9 protein-coding genes and 2 pseudogenes are annotated in these 15,982 nt (G+C 58.3%); 7 read left to right on the forward strand and 4 right to left on the reverse strand.

Features of this window, described 5'->3' with window-relative positions:
- Positions 1–31: 31 nt before the first annotated feature.
- Positions 32–1,141, reverse strand: a complete 1,110-nt coding sequence (locus tag WJU23_RS05110) for a hypothetical protein (RefSeq protein WP_346331467.1) — start codon at positions 1,139–1,141, stop codon at positions 32–34.
- 87 nt (positions 1,142–1,228) lie between these two features.
- On the opposite strand from WJU23_RS05110, the gene WJU23_RS05115 reads away from it, so the two are divergent.
- The 7 genes from WJU23_RS05115 (at position 1,229) to WJU23_RS05145 (ending at position 13,216) form a co-directional block, all read left to right on the forward strand.
- On the forward strand, positions 1,229–5,317 hold the full coding sequence (locus WJU23_RS05115; RefSeq protein WP_346331468.1) for a PQQ-binding-like beta-propeller repeat protein: 4,089 nt from the start codon (positions 1,229–1,231) through the stop codon (positions 5,315–5,317).
- 175 nt (positions 5,318–5,492) lie between these two features.
- Complete coding sequence (locus tag WJU23_RS05120) at positions 5,493–6,053, forward strand: sigma-70 family RNA polymerase sigma factor (protein WP_346331469.1); 561 nt, start codon at positions 5,493–5,495, stop codon at positions 6,051–6,053.
- Positions 6,050–7,483: a FecR domain-containing protein gene (locus tag WJU23_RS05125; protein ID WP_346331470.1), complete on the forward strand. Its 1,434-nt coding sequence runs from the start codon at positions 6,050–6,052 to the stop codon at positions 7,481–7,483. Before WJU23_RS05120 ends, WJU23_RS05125 begins: the two co-directional genes overlap by 4 nt.
- 102 nt (positions 7,484–7,585) lie before the next feature.
- Complete coding sequence (locus tag WJU23_RS05130; RefSeq protein WP_346331471.1) at positions 7,586–8,788, forward strand: alginate lyase family protein; 1,203 nt, start codon at positions 7,586–7,588, stop codon at positions 8,786–8,788.
- A 34-nt stretch (positions 8,789–8,822) separates the two neighbouring features.
- On the forward strand, positions 8,823–10,160 hold the full coding sequence (locus WJU23_RS05135; protein WP_346331472.1) for a Gfo/Idh/MocA family oxidoreductase: 1,338 nt from the start codon (positions 8,823–8,825) through the stop codon (positions 10,158–10,160).
- Between the two features lie 47 nt (positions 10,161–10,207).
- Complete coding sequence (locus WJU23_RS05140; RefSeq protein ID WP_346331473.1) at positions 10,208–11,728, forward strand: sulfatase; 1,521 nt, start codon at positions 10,208–10,210, stop codon at positions 11,726–11,728.
- A 3-nt stretch (positions 11,729–11,731) separates the two neighbouring features.
- Positions 11,732–13,216 carry a sulfatase gene (locus WJU23_RS05145; RefSeq protein ID WP_346331474.1) on the forward strand — a complete coding sequence of 495 codons (1,485 nt, stop codon included), beginning with the start codon at positions 11,732–11,734 and terminating at the stop codon, positions 13,214–13,216.
- 158 nt (positions 13,217–13,374) lie between these two features.
- Here WJU23_RS05145 and WJU23_RS05150 read toward each other — a convergent pair whose 3' ends face one another.
- The 3 genes and pseudogenes from WJU23_RS05150 to WJU23_RS05160 form a co-directional block, all read right to left on the reverse strand.
- On the reverse strand, positions 13,375–15,201 hold the full coding sequence (locus WJU23_RS05150; RefSeq protein ID WP_346331475.1) for a phosphoenolpyruvate carboxykinase (GTP): 1,827 nt from the start codon (positions 15,199–15,201) through the stop codon (positions 13,375–13,377).
- A gap of 65 nt (positions 15,202–15,266) precedes the next feature.
- A pseudogene (locus WJU23_RS05155) lies at positions 15,267–15,670 on the reverse strand (acyl-CoA thioesterase).
- Positions 15,653–15,970 (reverse strand): annotated as a pseudogene (locus WJU23_RS05160) (Glu/Leu/Phe/Val dehydrogenase dimerization domain-containing protein); the annotation flags it as partial. The pseudogenes WJU23_RS05160 and WJU23_RS05155, both read right to left, overlap by 18 nt.
- Positions 15,971–15,982: the final 12 nt, after the last annotated feature.

Here is a 15,982-nt window from a genome sequence, read left to right on the forward strand (position 1 = left end):
CAACCCGCGCCGCACCTCCCTTTCGTGGGGTTTACTCCCGCCTCTTCCCCAGCAGCTTCATTGCTACCAGGATCGTCACCAGCAGGACTCCGAGCGATATCACGCCGGATATAAGCGCATTTTTTCCAGGAGACGCGACTTCCTCTACCACGGGTTCGGTCATCACCGTCACTGGGGCGGCTTCTTCGGCCAGATGGGCCAGGCTGGGCAGCTCGCGCTCCAACAAAGGGGATGCTTTGGCCATGGCGGTCCAGTTGGCTGTCAGCAGCAGGTCAGTGCCGGGGTTTTGATCCTTCACCTGGCAGGAGCATTTGCCGATCAGGAATGTCGCGGCCTGCTCGATGGTCTCCGCCCGGATGCCCTGGCCGACCAGGGCATACAGCGCCCGGCCACGCCCAAAGATGGGAAACACCATCGGCTCGTCCACTTCATCCAGGCCGGGTTCTGTCGCCAGCAGCATCTGGACGAAGACCTTCTCTTTCACGTCTTCACGCGACACCCGGACGACGGAAAACTCCAACCTCAAATCATCCTGCCCCACGGACACCAGCCCGTTGGCGATGTCCTGCGCCTCCAGTTCGGGCAGCGTCAATACGCCCGTCAGATATTCCAAGCGTTCCTCCAGCACTTTGGCGGCAGCTTCATCCGCCGCCTCATCACCGGATTCCACCATGACCCACACGGCGCTCTGCCCTTGGGCAAAACGTTCGGCCACTTCCTGCCTCGCAGGGGAATCGGCCACATGCGCCAGCTCATCCAGCCGAGCCGTCAGAAAAGGCTCGGTCAGTCCGGTGCTGCAGGGAAAACGCAGCGCCACCTGCGGCATCGGTGCGTCCTTTGGCAGCTGGTTCCAGAGTTCTTTAAATTCGGCTCCAGGCTCCTGATCCACATTCACGGCGACCACATTCAGGTTGGCCCGCCGGCCATCGGCTCCATCCGGAACCAGCGCCTCCATCCGCACTTTTTGTTCGGCAGTCAGTTCCCCCTGATGAAAGACGACGGCCTGAAACGGATCCGCCTCCCAGTGCTCCAGCGCATACCGGAAGACCGGCACGGAGCAGGCCCAGACCGTCACCGCCATCATCCCGAATATGACAAGGAAAGAGCAGACTGGGGAAAGGGAAAAAGGGGGGAATCTCATGAGAAAGGATAGTGGCGGACAGATGGTTACGTATGGACTGCGCGCCTCTTTGCATCGCAAGCATTTTGGCCACCTTCCCAACCAGTCATGAAAGCGCTCCCCTGCCTCCTGTTATCTGTCTCCTTGCTGACCGCCGCCAGGGCAGACTGGCCCACTTATCAGCATGATAACAGCCGCGTCGGCCACACGGATGAAGCCCTCAAGGCCCCACTGACCCCGCGTTGGGAATACGCTTCCCCTGCCCCGCCGCAGATGGCCTGGGCCGGTGAAGATGGACGCGTGATTGAAGGCCTGGAACTGCGCAACCGCGTACGTTTTGACGATGCCTTCCAGGTCGCCATTGCCGACGGCCGCGTTTACTTCGGCTCCACGGTGGATGGCCGCCTGACCTGCCAGGATCTGGCGACAGGCAAAGAACTTTGGTCCCATTTTACTGATGGTCCCGTGCGCCTCGCCCCGGCAGTTCACGATGGCAAAATCTACTTTGGCTCCGATGACGGCCATGCCCGCTGCCTGGATGCTAAAACCGGCACCGTCATTTGGGATCTGCGAGCCGGGCCCAATGACGAGCGCATCCTGGCCCGTGGCCGAATGATCTCCCGCTGGCCCGTCCGCACCGGCATTCTGGTGGATAATGGCATCGCCTACTTCGGCGCGGGTGTCTTCCCCCACGAAAATATTTACCTCTACGCTGTTGAGGCCGCCACGGGCAAAGTCGTCTGGGTGAATGACACCCTAAGCCAGGAAGACGCCGGCCGTAACGACCTCTCTCCCCAGGGCTATCTCCTGGCCACCAAAGACCTCCTTTTTGTGCCCTCCGGCCGCGCCCTTTCTGTCGCCTTTGACCGCAAGACCGGCCAGCAGGTGAACAAACCCACCCCCGGCTGGCGCGGCGATGCCGGTGGCCAGATCGGCGGTTCCCAGGCCATGTTGGTGGACGACCAGATCCTTGCCGTCGGTGAGCATCAGATCCTGGCGCTCGACCAAAAAACCGGCAAGACTGGCTACGCGTGGTTCCACGGCCGCCAGATCACCATGACCGGCAAAACAGGCTTCATGTCCACAGGCAAGGCCATCATCGCCATTGACCGCGAAGCCCACGCCCAGGGCACCCGCGAGCGTCACGAACATGAAATGGCCGTGAGCAAAATCACCAAGGACCTGCGCGGCCACCCAGCCCTGGCCGACTTGAAAAAGGTGGACAAGATCACCGCCGAACTCAAAGCCGCCGAGAAGGCAGACAAGCAGACCGAAGTGGACAAACTCAAAGCCGAACTGGCTGTGGCAGCCAAGGCGTATGAGCCCAAACGCATTGATTACACGACCAAGAAGGACAAGCTGGCCATGCACAAGGAGGCCCTGGCCGATATGAAGGACAGCGGTGTTCTCTGGACCTACCCCACCACGCTGGAATCCTCGCTCATCCATGCCGGAGGCACCGTCATTGCAGGCGGGCTAAATGAAGTCGTCTGCCTGGATGCAACCAGCGGCAAAGTTCTCTGGCAGACCGCAGTCGAAGGAGATGCACGCGGCCTCGCCGTCGCCGATGGCCACCTCGTCGTCAGCACCACCAGCGGCCACGTTTATACCTTTGCCGATGCCACCCGCACCAGTCTTCCGGCGCTGGCGAAAACACCCGCCGTCGAAACCAACCCTTTCCCCAAGGACGATCTCACTGCACTCTATGAACAGGCCGCTGAATCCATCCTCAAGGAAACCGGCATTCAGGATGGCTTCTGCCTCGTCCTGGGCAGCGGTGAGGGCCGTCTGGCTTATGAACTGGCCAAGCGCAGCCGCCTTTCCATCTTTGGTGTCGAGGCAGATAAAACCAAGGTCAACAGCGCACGTGAAACGCTGCTGCGCACCGGCCTCTACGGCTCACGAATAGTCATTGACCACCTGGACCTGTCCATGGTCCCCTACTCCAGCTACTTCGCCAACCTCATCGTGTCTGATGAGCTCCTGCTGACCGGCAAAATGCCAGGTCTCCCGGTCGAAGTGGCCCGCACCCTCAAACCCATTGGCGGCATGCTTTGCCTCGGCGTACCGGCTACCGCCACAGATGCTGTCAAACAGGCAGCCGCCAAAAGCGTTACCGAATGGCTTACAGCCACCAAGCTGGCGGAAGAGAAGGCCACCCAAAAGACTTCCGGCACCTGGTCCATGCTCACCCGTGCCGCTCTGCCCGGCGCAGACTCCTGGTCCCATCAGTATGGCAATGCTGCTAACACCAGCAGCAACAACGACCAGCGCGTGAAAGATGGTCTCAGCATCCTCTGGTATGGCGATCCCGGCCCGGGCGAAGCCGTCAACCGACACGACGGTGCCGTCGGCCCGCTTTCCGTCAATGGCCGCCTGTTCATCCAGGGGCATGAGAGCATCAAAGCTCACGATGCCTTCAATGGTCAGTTCCTTTGGGAAGTGAAGAATCCAGGAGCCATGCGCACTGGCGTTTATAAAGCCCGCGAGCCTGGCAATATGGCCGCCAGCGATGACCATCTTTATACCATCATCGCCGACCGCTGCCTGCAGTTTGATGCCGCCACCGGCAAGCTCGTCCGCGAGTTCACCATCCCTAATGCAGGCAGCCAGCCGGACTTAGAATGGGGTTACATCGCTTATCACGAAGGTCTGCTCTATGGGACCTCCACGTTACGCATTGCAAATGCCGCCGAGCAGGCCCGCCGGGGCAAAGATGTTTCCATTTCCACCGACACCCTCTTCGCCTTTGATGTGAAAACCGGCGACCTCGCTTGGAAGCACACTGGCAAGCACATCGCCCACACCACCGTCGCCATTGGCGATGGCCACCTCTTTTTCATTGATGCCTCCCTCACTCCTGCCCAGCGCGAGGAAATGCTGCGCCAGGACAAGACGGAGTTGTCCAAGCTGAGCGGTAAAGAACGTGAACTCGCCGAAGAACGCCTCAAGGAAGCCGACCTCCGCATGGCCGTCTCTCTCGATGCCAAAACCGGTGCCCAGCTTTGGGCGCAGCCTGTGGACGTGACGGATTGCAGCGAGATCGGCATCGGCGGCGGCGGGCTCACTCTCATGTATCACAACGGCCACATTGTGCTCGGTGGAGCCAATGCCAACGGCCATTATTGGGAGCAGTTCCTCGCTGGCGAATTCGCCCGCAGGCGCATCGTTGTGCTGGATGCGGTCAAAGGCGGGAAAGTCTGGGCGAAGGATGCCAACTACCGACACCGCCCGGTCGTCATCGGCAATGAAGTCGTCGCCGAACCCTGGTCCTATGACCTCTACACGGGCGACCAAAAGATGCGCAAGCATCCGCTTACCGGTGAGGAATCCCCGTGGATGTTCGCCCGCCCCGGTCATCATTGTGGTGGCATCTCTGCAACGGCCAGCATGATGTTCTTCCGCTCCAAATCCACTGCCTATTACAACATGGAAGAGGATGAAGGCACCGGTCACTTCGCCGGTCAGCGCCTCGGCTGCTGGATCAATACCATCCCTGCCAACGGCCTCGTCATGATCCCCGAGGCCAGCGCCGGTTGCGTCTGCCTCTTTTCCATCGCCGCCACCGTCGTTTTTGAGCCTCGTGATGACCGTATGCGCTGGGGAGTTTACAGCGCCAGCGGCTCTTCCACCCCAGTGCAGCACATGGCGCTGAACCTGGGCGCCCCCGGCGACCGCCGCGATGCCCATGGCAAGCTCTGGCTCGGCTATCCCCGCCCCTCCTCCCGCGCCGGCATTGACCTGCCTTTGAATCTGAAGCCGGATTTCCTCAAGGAAGGCAGCTTTTTTGCCCTCAATGAAGACAAGGTACAGACCGCCGGGGCCGACACTCCCTGGCTCCACGCCTCCGGTGCCCGCGGACTCCAGGCCATCACCGTCCCGCTCATTGGCAAAGGCCAGCCTGAGCAGACCTACACCGTGCGCCTCCACTTCTCCGCCCCCGAAGGTGACCAGCCCGGCCAGCGTGTCTTTGATGTCTCGCTCCAGGGTAAGACCGTTCTCAAAGGCTTCGACATCGCCTCCAAAGCCGGTGGGCCAAACCGCGCTCTTGTTGAGATCCTCGAAAACATCTCCGTGACTGACACGCTGCATCTTGAACTGAAGCCAACCACGGAGCAGCCGCCCCTCCTACACGCCATCGAGATCCTCCGCACCGATGCCGAAGAAATCAAAGCTGGCGTCGCCGGGCGGCTTTAACACCGAACTGCGGTCCAATTGGCAGACGCCAAATCCACATAAGGCATTGCCCCACAAGCTAAAATCTCGAGTTATTCGAATTGGCAGAATTAGCTTCTTAGCCGATTGAAAAGGACAAAAAGAGATCCATTAAGGCTCCCTTTTTACTGTTTTCAGTCTGCGGAATCCGACCTGCATGGATAAAAAACCATCCATCCTGCCATTCGAGCCAGGAACGGCATCCAAGCCGCCCGGAGTTTTTGACCGTCTGCTTGCTGACCACTCGGCCTCCATCCGCCTATATGTCAGGTCCCTGATGCCTGGTTATGAAGGGGCGGATGACCTGGCCCAGGAAACTCTCCTGAAGCTCTGGGAAAAGCGCGACCAGTATGCAGAAGGCACCTATTTCAAGGCCTGGGCTTTTCAATTCGCCAAGTTCCTGGTGATGAACCAGCGGCGCAAGCTGGCCCGCTCTCCCGTGGTGCTGCTGGATGACGAAATGGTGGAGCAGATTGACCGGCGGTGGATGGAAATGGAGGAGCCGCCGATGGATGATCAGCATTCGGCGCTGAACCAGTGCCTGGAACTGCTGAAAACGGAAGACCGGCAGCTTTTGCATGCCAGATATGCAACCGGCATGTCCCTGGAAACATATGCTGTGCAAGAAGGGACCCGGCCAGGAACTTTGAAAGCCCGTTTGTTCCGTCTTCGGGACGCCCTTCGTGATTGTATTGACAGACGCCTTGGAAATTCATGACCCCCACTCCTCCAGAAGATCCTTTTCAACTGAATCGCAGGCTTGATCGGCTGATCGAAGGCAGTTTGACGGCGGAAGAAGCAGAGGAGGTCCAGGCCTGGATGAAGGCAGATCCGAAGATTCTCAGCCTGTATCTGGACAAGATGCGCACGGAATCCCTGCTGCGGGACCATGCTTGGCCGGAGAATCAAAAGGCTGTCCGGTGGCACCTGTTGTCCAGCCGTCCTCTAGCCTGGGCGGCTGCGGCTGTTATTCTTGTTTCAGCCATCGGCCTCCTGCTGCGTTTCCAACTTGGCCAGGGGACGTCTTCCGTCTCCAATGCCTCCAGCCTGCCGGCCATTGAATTTTCTGCCGCATCCGTTTTCGAGACCACATTGGCTCAGTTGCCGGAAGATGGCAGGCTGCAGTTTGGGGACGGCGTCATCATGAATGACGGAGCCGTCTCCATCCGCCTGCCCAGCGGTGTGGAGGCGGCACTCAAAAGTCCCTCCCGCTTCGCCATTACCGGGCCTAACCGGCTGAAACTGGATGAAGGAGCGGGCTGGTTTCGTGTGCCTCCTGCGGCGAAGGGCTTTGCCGTGGATCTCCCGGAAATGGAGGTGGTGGATCTGGGCACGGTTTTCACGGTCAGTGTGGATAAAAACGAACATCAGGTCCAGGTGGAGCAAGGTCTGGTGGAGGTCCGGCAGCGACAGAGGGAAATTCCCACTCAACAATTGAAGGCGGGGGAAAAACTGGTGCGGCGTGCGAATCAGCAGACGGTGCAGGTGATTACGGGAACTTCGTTGATGGACCCTCCCTCCATGACGGAAAAGCCGGAGATCGTTTTCCAGGAATCACTGACTTCGGTGCCTGACCAGCCGTTCACAGAAAGGCAGCCTTTGAAGGGAACCTGGAAAGTGCTGGAAGGTGATCCGCAGGTGAGCAATGGACGCTTTGCGGCGAAGTCGAGCTTCACTCATCTGATGGGCCGCTTTACCCGTCCGGTGGAGCCATCGGAAAATGCAGTCATCATGGTCAGCTTCAAGTCGGCCTCGCCCATGTCTTTATTCCACTCCAGAGGCTTTGCCGGAGTCAGTCTGTTTGATGGAGATGGTGAGATGTTCTTCCTTGGGGATAAATACACCGACTCCTATTCATGGGAGCTGGTGGCCTATGGCAGGAACTTTTGGAAGCCTGGCGAGGGCCAGAAAAAGCCGGCTTACAATCTGGCCATCCAGGGCAGTGAGGAGACTTTCACGCTGCGTTACCGGCAGCGCACTGGTGCCTTTGAGGTTTACCGCGGGTGGGGCGTGCAGGGGCTGCCGGTCGTCCGTGGAATGACAGATCCGGGGCTGCGATTTGATGGAGTGCGCGTGGCCAATGGTCAAGGTGGTGACTTCTCATTCGAGGACCTTCAGGTCTCCGTGGTTAAAGATAAGACGGAGTAACTGGACGGAGGATTTGGGGTCGTCCGCTGCCGTCACCCTGTTTTTTTGGAAACAGTGCAACCGGACGGAGGGTCAGGACATTTGCAGGCAGCCCAATCCGTTATGAGATCCCTTTGCACCGCCATCTTTGGCCTCCTCTTCCTTTCGCCCGCCATTGCTGCCCCATCGGGACAGGAGCTCACGGCCCGTCAGGACCGGCGGCGCATTCTTTATTTGGCAGACAATGCACTAAAAATGGAGCCGGTGAGCATTGTTCAGAATCAGTCCCCTTTGAGCGAGGGCAGGCCTAACGAGTTCTTCTCCATGAGCGACTACTACTGGCCTGATCCCGCGAAACCGGATGGCAAGCCCTACATCATGCGGGATGGCCAGTCGAATCCTGGCAATTTCAACAAACATCGCGAAACACTAATGGCGATGCGGGATGCCGTCTCTGCCCTGGCCGCAGCTTTTATCCTCACTCAGGATGAGCGTTATGTCGAAAAGGCGGTCGCGATGCTGAAGGTCTTTTTCCTGGATGAAGAAACGCGCATGCATCCCAGTCTGGACCATGCCCAGGCCATCGTTGGCAAGCCGACACCGGACCGTGGCACGGGGCTCATTGATACGTTGCACCTGGTGGAAATCCCCCTGGCTGTGATGAGCTTGAAAAAATCAAAAGCGATGACGCCAGAACTGTACAAAGGCCTGAGTCAATGGTTTTCAGATTACACCCGGTGGTTCATCACCAGCGGCAAGGGAAAGAACGAGGCCAAGGCGCGGAACAACCATGCTGTCGCCTACTGGCTTCAGGTGGCCGCCTTTGCCACCCTTACAGAAGACACCGGCCTGCTGGAAGAATGCCGGCGACAATTTAAAGAGGTCTTTGTCACTGTGCAGATGGCTGCTGACGGCAGCTTCCCTTTGGAACTGGGCCGCACCAAACCTTATGCCTATTCCATTTTCCAGCTCGATAACATGACGGCGCTCTGCCAGTTGCTGTCCACGGAAGAGGATAACCTGTGGGCCTTCACCACAGCGGACGGCAAGTGCATGGCCAAAGCGGTGGCTTATCTTTACCCTTATCTGGCTGACAAATCATCCTGGCCGCTGCCTCCGGACATCCACGCCTGGGAAGGCTGGCCCGTCCGTCAGCCCGCCCTGCTTTTTGGCGGTATCGCATTTCACGAGGACAAGTATCTGCGCCTGTGGCGTCAGTTGCCGCCTGATTCCGCCGATTTTGAAATCCGACGTAACAATGCCATCACCCAGCCCTTGTTATGGACGTCCCTTTTTGACCACTCGACTGCTGCCCGCCGCCCCTGACCGTTCACCATCTCAATCAGCCCCTGATATATCCATGAACACAACCGCCACCTATCTCAACACTCGCCGTCAATTTCTCCAAAAAGCCAGTGCCAGCCTCTTTGCGGCCCCTTTCATCACCAGCGGACTTCGCGCCGCATCACCTAACAGCAAGCTTCGTCACGCTGCCTTTGGCGCAGGCGGCATGTCGTGGCGGGACATCGTCTCCCTGGCGGACCACCCCATGCTGGAGCTGGCCGCCGTCTGTGATGTGGATACGCGCCAGTTTGCGAAAGTCAAAAAGCAGTTCCCCAAGGCCAGGCTGTATCAGGACTGGCGGGAGATGTTGGAGAAAGAAGGCGACCGCATTGATTCTGTGAACGTCTCCACACCCGACCACATGCATGCCCCGATGGGGCTTCAGGCCATGGAAATGGGCAAGCATGTTTATGGACAGAAGCCCCTGGCCCAGACCCTGCATGAATGCCGCAAACTAATGCTCAAAGCCCGCGAGAAAGGGGTGATGACCCAGATGGGCATCCAGGCATCCTCAGACTTTACCGAGCGTTACGCCGTGGAGCTGGTTCACCTCGGCCTCATCGGCAGGGTGAAGGAAGTCCATACCTTCTCCCACAAAAAATGGGGTGACATGCAGCCTGTGCCCGCGATCTCCAGTCCCGTTCCTGCGGAATTGAACTGGGATCTCTGGCTGGGATCCGTCACGGACCGCCCTTTCATTGACGGCTATTATCATCCCAAGGAATGGCGCAAGCGCCGTGACTTCGGCACTGGCACTCTGGGAGACATGGGCTGCCACATGTTCAGCGGCTGGTTTCGCGCATTGGATCTCGCCGCTCCCATTGCCGTCAAATCCATCGGCACGGCGCCCGTCAATGCGGTAAGCTGGTCCACCGACTGCATTGTGGAATACACCTTTAAAGGCACCTCCCGCACCGAAGGCGACAGCATCAAAGTCACCTGGTATGATGGCGATGCACGGCCGCCTGCAGAAATCATGGCCCACGTTCCTGCTGGCAAATTTCCTGAGCAGGGCAGCATCTACATCGGCACAGATGGCGTGCTCCTCCACCAGCACACCAGCACCCCCATGCTGTACCCCCGCGAAAAATTCACCGGCATCCGTTATCCCAAGCTGGAGCCACGCAACCACTGGTTCGATTACATTGACTGCTGTCTGAAAGGAGGCAGCACAAGGCCCACCGCCAATTTTGATTATGCGGCACCTCTCACCGAGGCCGTTTTGCTAGGCTGCATCGCCACTGTTTTTCCCCAGGAAAAGCTGACCTGGGATGCTGCGGCCCTGCAGATCGGCGGCAATGAAACCGCCGCAAAAATGGTTACCCGCGAGTATCGTGCTGGTTGGGAGATCTGATTTCTGATTTCATCGCTTCCATGCCTTGCCTTTTTTAGACTTCACTCATGACCGCCTCCCGTTTTATCCGCCACTGCACTGTCGCCACCCTGGGGTGTCTGCTTGCCGTCCATCCACACGCCGTGGCAAAGGAGACACCCGCTCATCCGAATGTCCTCTTCATTGCTGTGGATGATCTCAATGACTGGATCGGCTGCATGAAAGGACATCCGCAGGCCAGGACACCTAATATGGACCGGCTGGCTCAGCGAGGGGTGCTCTTTACCAATGCCCACTGCGCAGCACCGGTATGCCTCGCGTCCCGCACCGCCTTGTTCAGCGGCCGTTATCCGGACCAGACAGGCGTATTCAGCAACTGGGGCGAGACCAAAGGCAAGCCGCCTGCCGAGTCGCTTCAAATGCCGCTGCATTTCTCAGCCTCAGGCTATGAAACTCTGGGTGCCGGCAAGCTCTATCACTCGGCATCTCCTCAGTTCTTCGATGATTATTACGATACAGAAAACCGCTGGAGCCCCTTCACACGCGAGCAGGCCAAATACACAGATGCGGAGTTGCCCAGCAAAGGCAGCCCAAAACCGGAACACCGGATTCAAAACGGACCCGGCGGGCGCGATTGGATACTGCCTCTCAACGGCCTGCCGAGCGAGCGCAATCCGGACAGCAAAGAAGGCGAATCCTTTGACTGGGGACCTGTGGATGTATCTGACGACGAAATGGGCGACACACGGGTGACCAACTGGGCCATCCAAAAACTCGGTGAACCGCGCGCCAAACCGTTTTTCCTCGGCACAGGTTTCTACCGTCCTCACATCCCCCTCTTTGCACCCCAGCAGGACTTTGATGCATTACCACCAGCAGAAGCCATTGAGCTTCCTGCCAGCATTCCGGATGACCTGGATGACCTCGGGGAGGCCGGAAAAAGGTTTGCCCTAGATCCCATCACCGCTGGCACTCACAAGCTGGTAACAAACTACGATCAATGGAAACCCGCCGTCCGCGCCTATCTGGCCTGTATCACCTATGTGGACCGCCAGATTGGAAGACTGATGGAGGAGTTGGAAAAGAGCCCCCACACCGGCAATACCTGGATCATCCTCTTTAGCGACCACGGCTGGCAGTTAGGCGAAAAGCAGCACTGGGGGAAATGGACTGGCTGGAGAACCTCCACACGCGTTCCGTTGATCATCGTTCCGCCCACCGGCTTTGGAGACGCCGCACGCGGAAAGGCTTGTACTGAACCGGTGAGCCTCATGGACCTGTATCCCACCTTGATCGAAGTCTGTCATCTTGCCAAAAAAGAAGGCATCTCCGGCCAGTCATTGGTCCCGCTGTTAAAGAACCCGTCGCTAGAAACCGGACGCGCTGTCGTCACCGCCTTTGATCCTGGAAACCATTCACTCTCCACGCGAGAGTGGCGTTACATGCGGTATGCCAATGGTGAGGAAGAACTGTACGACATCCAAGCGGATCCCCATGAATGGCATAACCTGGCCCATTTCCCCGCCCATCAAGCCAGGCTTGCCGGACTCCGCCAAAAGTTGGATGAAGAACTGAAAATCATTCGTTAAAATATGATGCCCCGACTCCTGATCCTATTGTTGTGTGTCCTTCCGCATCTGGCCGGGCAGGCCGCGCCGCCAGCCCGCCAGCCAAACATCCTCTGGCTAATCGGAGAGAACCTTTCCCATGATCTGGGCTGCTACGGAGCCAAAGATGTCCATACGCCCAACCTGGACCGTCTTGCAGAGGAGGGAGTCCGGTACACACGCGTGTTCGCCACCAATCCAGCCTGTGCCCCCAGCCGCTCAGCCTTCTTTGCAGGCATGTACCAGACCACCACGGATACCCACCCCATGCGGTCCCACCGTGACGATGCCTTCAAGCTGCCCGAAGGCGTACGCCCCGTGACTCACCGGCTCAAGGATGCCGGTTACTACACGGCCAACATCAAAACGGTAGGAAAGGAAACCGTCGGCACCGGGAAGCTGGACCTGAACTATGTCAACGAGGGTCCCATTTATCATGAACAGTCCGGCGAATGGGAGGCCGTCAAATCCCGCCAGCCTTTTTTCGCCGTCGTCAATGCAGAAGAAAACGAGTACGATATCTATGACCGCAAAAGTGCGGAGAAAGACCGCGTCGAGTGGGTGGGTGAGCGCATCCATGTCCAGCATGCCAAGCCTGATACCGTCACCCCGCCGCCATATTATCCGGATCATCCCGTGGTGCGACAGGAGTGGGCGCGATATTTGAACTCAGTCTCAGGCATGGACCTCCGCTTTGGCAAAGTGCTGGCCCAATTGCGCGCCGACGGGCTGGAGGATGACACCATCATCATCTTCTTCGGTGATAACGGCCAGCTGGAGCCTCGGGGCATTCACTGGTGTTATGACAACGGTTTGCGAGTGCCTATGATCATCAAATGGCCCAAAAACTTCCCCGTCCCGGCCCAGATCAAACCGGGGACGGTGGATGACCGCATCCTCAGTCTGATTGATGTGACCGCAACAACCCTGGCCCTGGCCGGGCAGCCCAAACCTCCGCTCATGCAGGGCCGCGTCTTCCTGGGAGATAAGGCTGAACCTCCGCGCACCTTTGCCTTCGCCGCCCGTGACCGCATTGACGAGACCCAGCAGCGGATCCGTTCCGTTCATGATCAACGCTATCATTACATCCGCACCATCTCCAGCGGACCCACATTTGCATCGCTGAACCGCTACAAGGAAAAATGCTTCGCCATTATGCCCGTCATGCGTGAGCTGCATGCCCAGGGGAAGCTCATCGGTCCGGCCCTGGATCTCATGAAGCGCACCGGCCCCTGTGAGGAGCTTTACGATACCCAGGCAGACCCTCACGAGATCAAAAATCTCGCCACCTCCCAGGATCCCTCTCATCGCGAAACCCTCCTTCGCCTACGCGCCGCCCTCGATACCTGGATGGTCGAAACTGGTGACCGTGGAGCCATCCCCGAGCCCCCTGAAGTCGTCTCCCCCTTTACGGGAGAGATGCACCAGTGGTTCGGAACCCCCGCTTGGGCACTGCCCAACAAGAAATAAACAAACCATTAAAAACAGCCCCCGGTGTACCTTCAGCGGAGTGCTCTTTTAGAAGCATTGACGACGACAGGGGATCCAAAACCATCCAGGTCACCTTTGTCCCAGGTGACACCATGGGTCAGGCAAAACAGGGTTGGCACCGTTTTCGCGTTGGCCTCTCAAATCCGGCAGATGAGCAGCTCGCGCTCATAGATCAGCTCTTTGGGCAGGTGATTCTTCAGATCAATGAACAGTTCTTCGTGGGAGAGAATCTCCTGCCTCCACGCCGCGCGATCAAACCGTTGCAATTCGTTGAATCTCTCTTCGGAGAAATCCAGCCCTGTCCAGTCAATATCCTCGTAGCTAGGGACCCAGCCAATAGGGCTTTCTTTCGCCATGCCGTGACCGTTGGCGCGCGCCGTGATCCATTGCAGCACGCGCATGTTTTCGCTGAAGCCAGGCCAGAGGAACTTGCCCTCGGCATCTTTGCGGAACCAGTTCACATGGAACACGCGCGGCGTAGCGCTGAGGCTGCGCTGCATGGATATCCAGTGGCGGAAGTAATCGCCCATATTATAACCACAGAAGGGCAGCATCGCCATAGGGTCACGGCGCACCTTGCCGATGGTACCTGCGGCGGCAGCGGTCATCTCGCTGCCCATCGTCGCTCCTATGTAAACGCCGCTGCTCCAGTTGAAGGACTGATACACAAGGGGCATCGTGGTGGCGCGGCGTCCGCCAAAGATGATGGCGCTGATGGGCACACCCTCCGGTTTTTCCCAATCGGGATCAATGGTCGGGCACTGTGCGGCCGGGGCGGTGAAGCGTGAGTTCGGGTGGGCGGCTTTGATGCCCTTTTCCTTCGCGATCTCCGGAGTCCAGGGATTGCCCTGCCAGTCAATGCACTGTGCAGGCGGCTCATCCGTCATGCCTTCCCACCACACACCGCCATCGGGTGTTAGCGCTACATTGGTAAAGATCGTTTTTTCCCTCAGCGAAGCCATGGCGTTGGGATTCGTCTGTGCGCCGGTGCCGGGGGCGACTCCGAAGAAACCCGCTTCGGGATTGATCGCATGCAGCCGGCCATCCGGGCCGGGCTTGATCCACGCAATGTCATCGCCCACCGTCCACACCTTCCAGCCTTGCTTCTGAAAATGCGCCGGTGGGATGAGCATCGCAAAGTTCGTCTTGCCGCAGGCACTGGGGAAGGCTGCGGCGACATACGTTTTCTTACCTTGAGGATCTTCCACCCCCAGAATGAGCATGTGCTCGGCCATCCAGCCTTCATCGCGTGCCATGGCGGAGGCGATGCGTAGGGCAAAGCATTTTTTGCCTAACAAAGCATTGCCACCGTAGCCGCTGCCGTAGCTCCAGATCTCGCGCGTCTCAGGAAAGTGAACGATGTATTTCTCCTGGTTGCAGGGCCAGGGCACATCCTTCTCGCCATGTTGCAAGGGCGCGCCGACAGTATGCATGCACGGCACCACGCGTTTTTCTGATTTGTCGATCAACTCAAATACCGGCTTCCCGATGCGGGCCATGATGCGCATGTTCACGACGGCATACGGCGAATCCGTGAGCTGCACACCGATCTGGGACATCGGCGAATCCAGCGGCCCCATGCTGAAGGCCAGCACATACATCGTGCGGCCCTTCATGCAGCCATTGAACAGCTCGCGCAGTTTTTTCTTCATCTCGAAGGGATTGACCCAGTTGTTCGTCTCTCCCGCTCCATCTTTTGAAGCACTGCAAATGAACGTGCGATCCTCAACACGCGCCACGTCACTGGAGTCCGAGCGGGCCAGGAAACAGCCAGGCCACTTTTCTTCATTCAGCCGGATGAGGGTGCCACCGGCGACCATCTCATCGGTCAGGCGGTCATATTCCTCCTGTGATCCATCCACCCAGTGGATGCAGTCAGGCTTGCAGAGCGTGACCATCTTTTTCACCCAGCGCAGCAGGTGGACGTTATTGCTTAGGGGGGTGGAGCTGTTGGATTGAATCATGACAGGCGGTTTGTGGAAGTTCTCAATAGATCGCCCAGGCCTCATTGACAACCTTAAGCCTTGCCTCATCCCGCCTTGGGGACAAGGCGGCGAAGTTGGCCGGTTTGATGCCTTTTGACCTGTTCAGCCGTGATTGGCACACAAGGTGGAACAAGCACGGGTTTGCGCTGCTCATCCACGGCAACCATCGTGAAGATGCAACTGTTGACGTGTCGCTTCACCTGTGTCCGCAGGTTCTCCGCCACGACCTTAATACCGATCTCCATCGAGGTGTTGCCTGTGCTGTTCACGCTGGCGAGAAAGGTCACCAACTCACCTACATGAATCGGCTGGCGGAACATGACTTGATCCACCGAAACAGTCACCGCATAGCGTCGCAGTAGCGGCTTGCGCAGGCATAGGCCACCTGATCCAGGAGTTTTGCGCGGATTGCAGGCGCCCCCCCCCCCTTGGCACCTCCATATGGCAGGCCGGTGAGCGCGCACTTCCAGCTTATCCACATCGCCAGCTCGGCGACTTCGCCAAGGGCCACGTCTTGATGAAATCGCATCCCGCCTTCGGTCGGCCCAAGTGAAAGATGATGCTGCACCCGGTAGCCAGGGAAGACTTTCACTTCACCGCTATCCATGCGCACAGGCACGGCGACGGTGAGTGAGCGCTTCGGATACTTGACGCGTTCACGTTCAGATTGCGGCATCTGCAAAAGATCGGCCACGAGGTCGAACTGCTCGCAGGCCATGTCGAAGGTAGGATGCTTGCAGACGTCCATGAGTTGGCGTGA

The sequence above is a fragment of the Prosthecobacter sp. SYSU 5D2 genome (genome assembly GCF_039655865.1).
GTDB lineage: Bacteria > Verrucomicrobiota > Verrucomicrobiia > Verrucomicrobiales > Verrucomicrobiaceae > Prosthecobacter.

Coding starts and splice junctions, on each gene's coding strand:
- WJU23_RS05110 (WP_346331467.1), bottom strand. CDS start 1,141: ATGAGATTCCCCCCTTTTTCCCTTTCCCCAGTCTGCTCTTTCCTTGTC.
- WJU23_RS05115 (WP_346331468.1), top strand. CDS start 1,229: ATGAAAGCGCTCCCCTGCCTCCTGTTATCTGTCTCCTTGCTGACCGCC.
- WJU23_RS05120 (WP_346331469.1), top strand. CDS start 5,493: ATGGATAAAAAACCATCCATCCTGCCATTCGAGCCAGGAACGGCATCC.
- WJU23_RS05125 (WP_346331470.1), top strand. CDS start 6,050: ATGACCCCCACTCCTCCAGAAGATCCTTTTCAACTGAATCGCAGGCTT.
- WJU23_RS05130 (WP_346331471.1), top strand. CDS start 7,586: ATGAGATCCCTTTGCACCGCCATCTTTGGCCTCCTCTTCCTTTCGCCC.
- WJU23_RS05135 (WP_346331472.1), top strand. CDS start 8,823: ATGAACACAACCGCCACCTATCTCAACACTCGCCGTCAATTTCTCCAA.
- WJU23_RS05140 (WP_346331473.1), top strand. CDS start 10,208: ATGACCGCCTCCCGTTTTATCCGCCACTGCACTGTCGCCACCCTGGGG.
- WJU23_RS05145 (WP_346331474.1), top strand. CDS start 11,732: ATGATGCCCCGACTCCTGATCCTATTGTTGTGTGTCCTTCCGCATCTG.
- WJU23_RS05150 (WP_346331475.1), bottom strand. CDS start 15,201: ATGATTCAATCCAACAGCTCCACCCCCCTAAGCAATAACGTCCACCTG.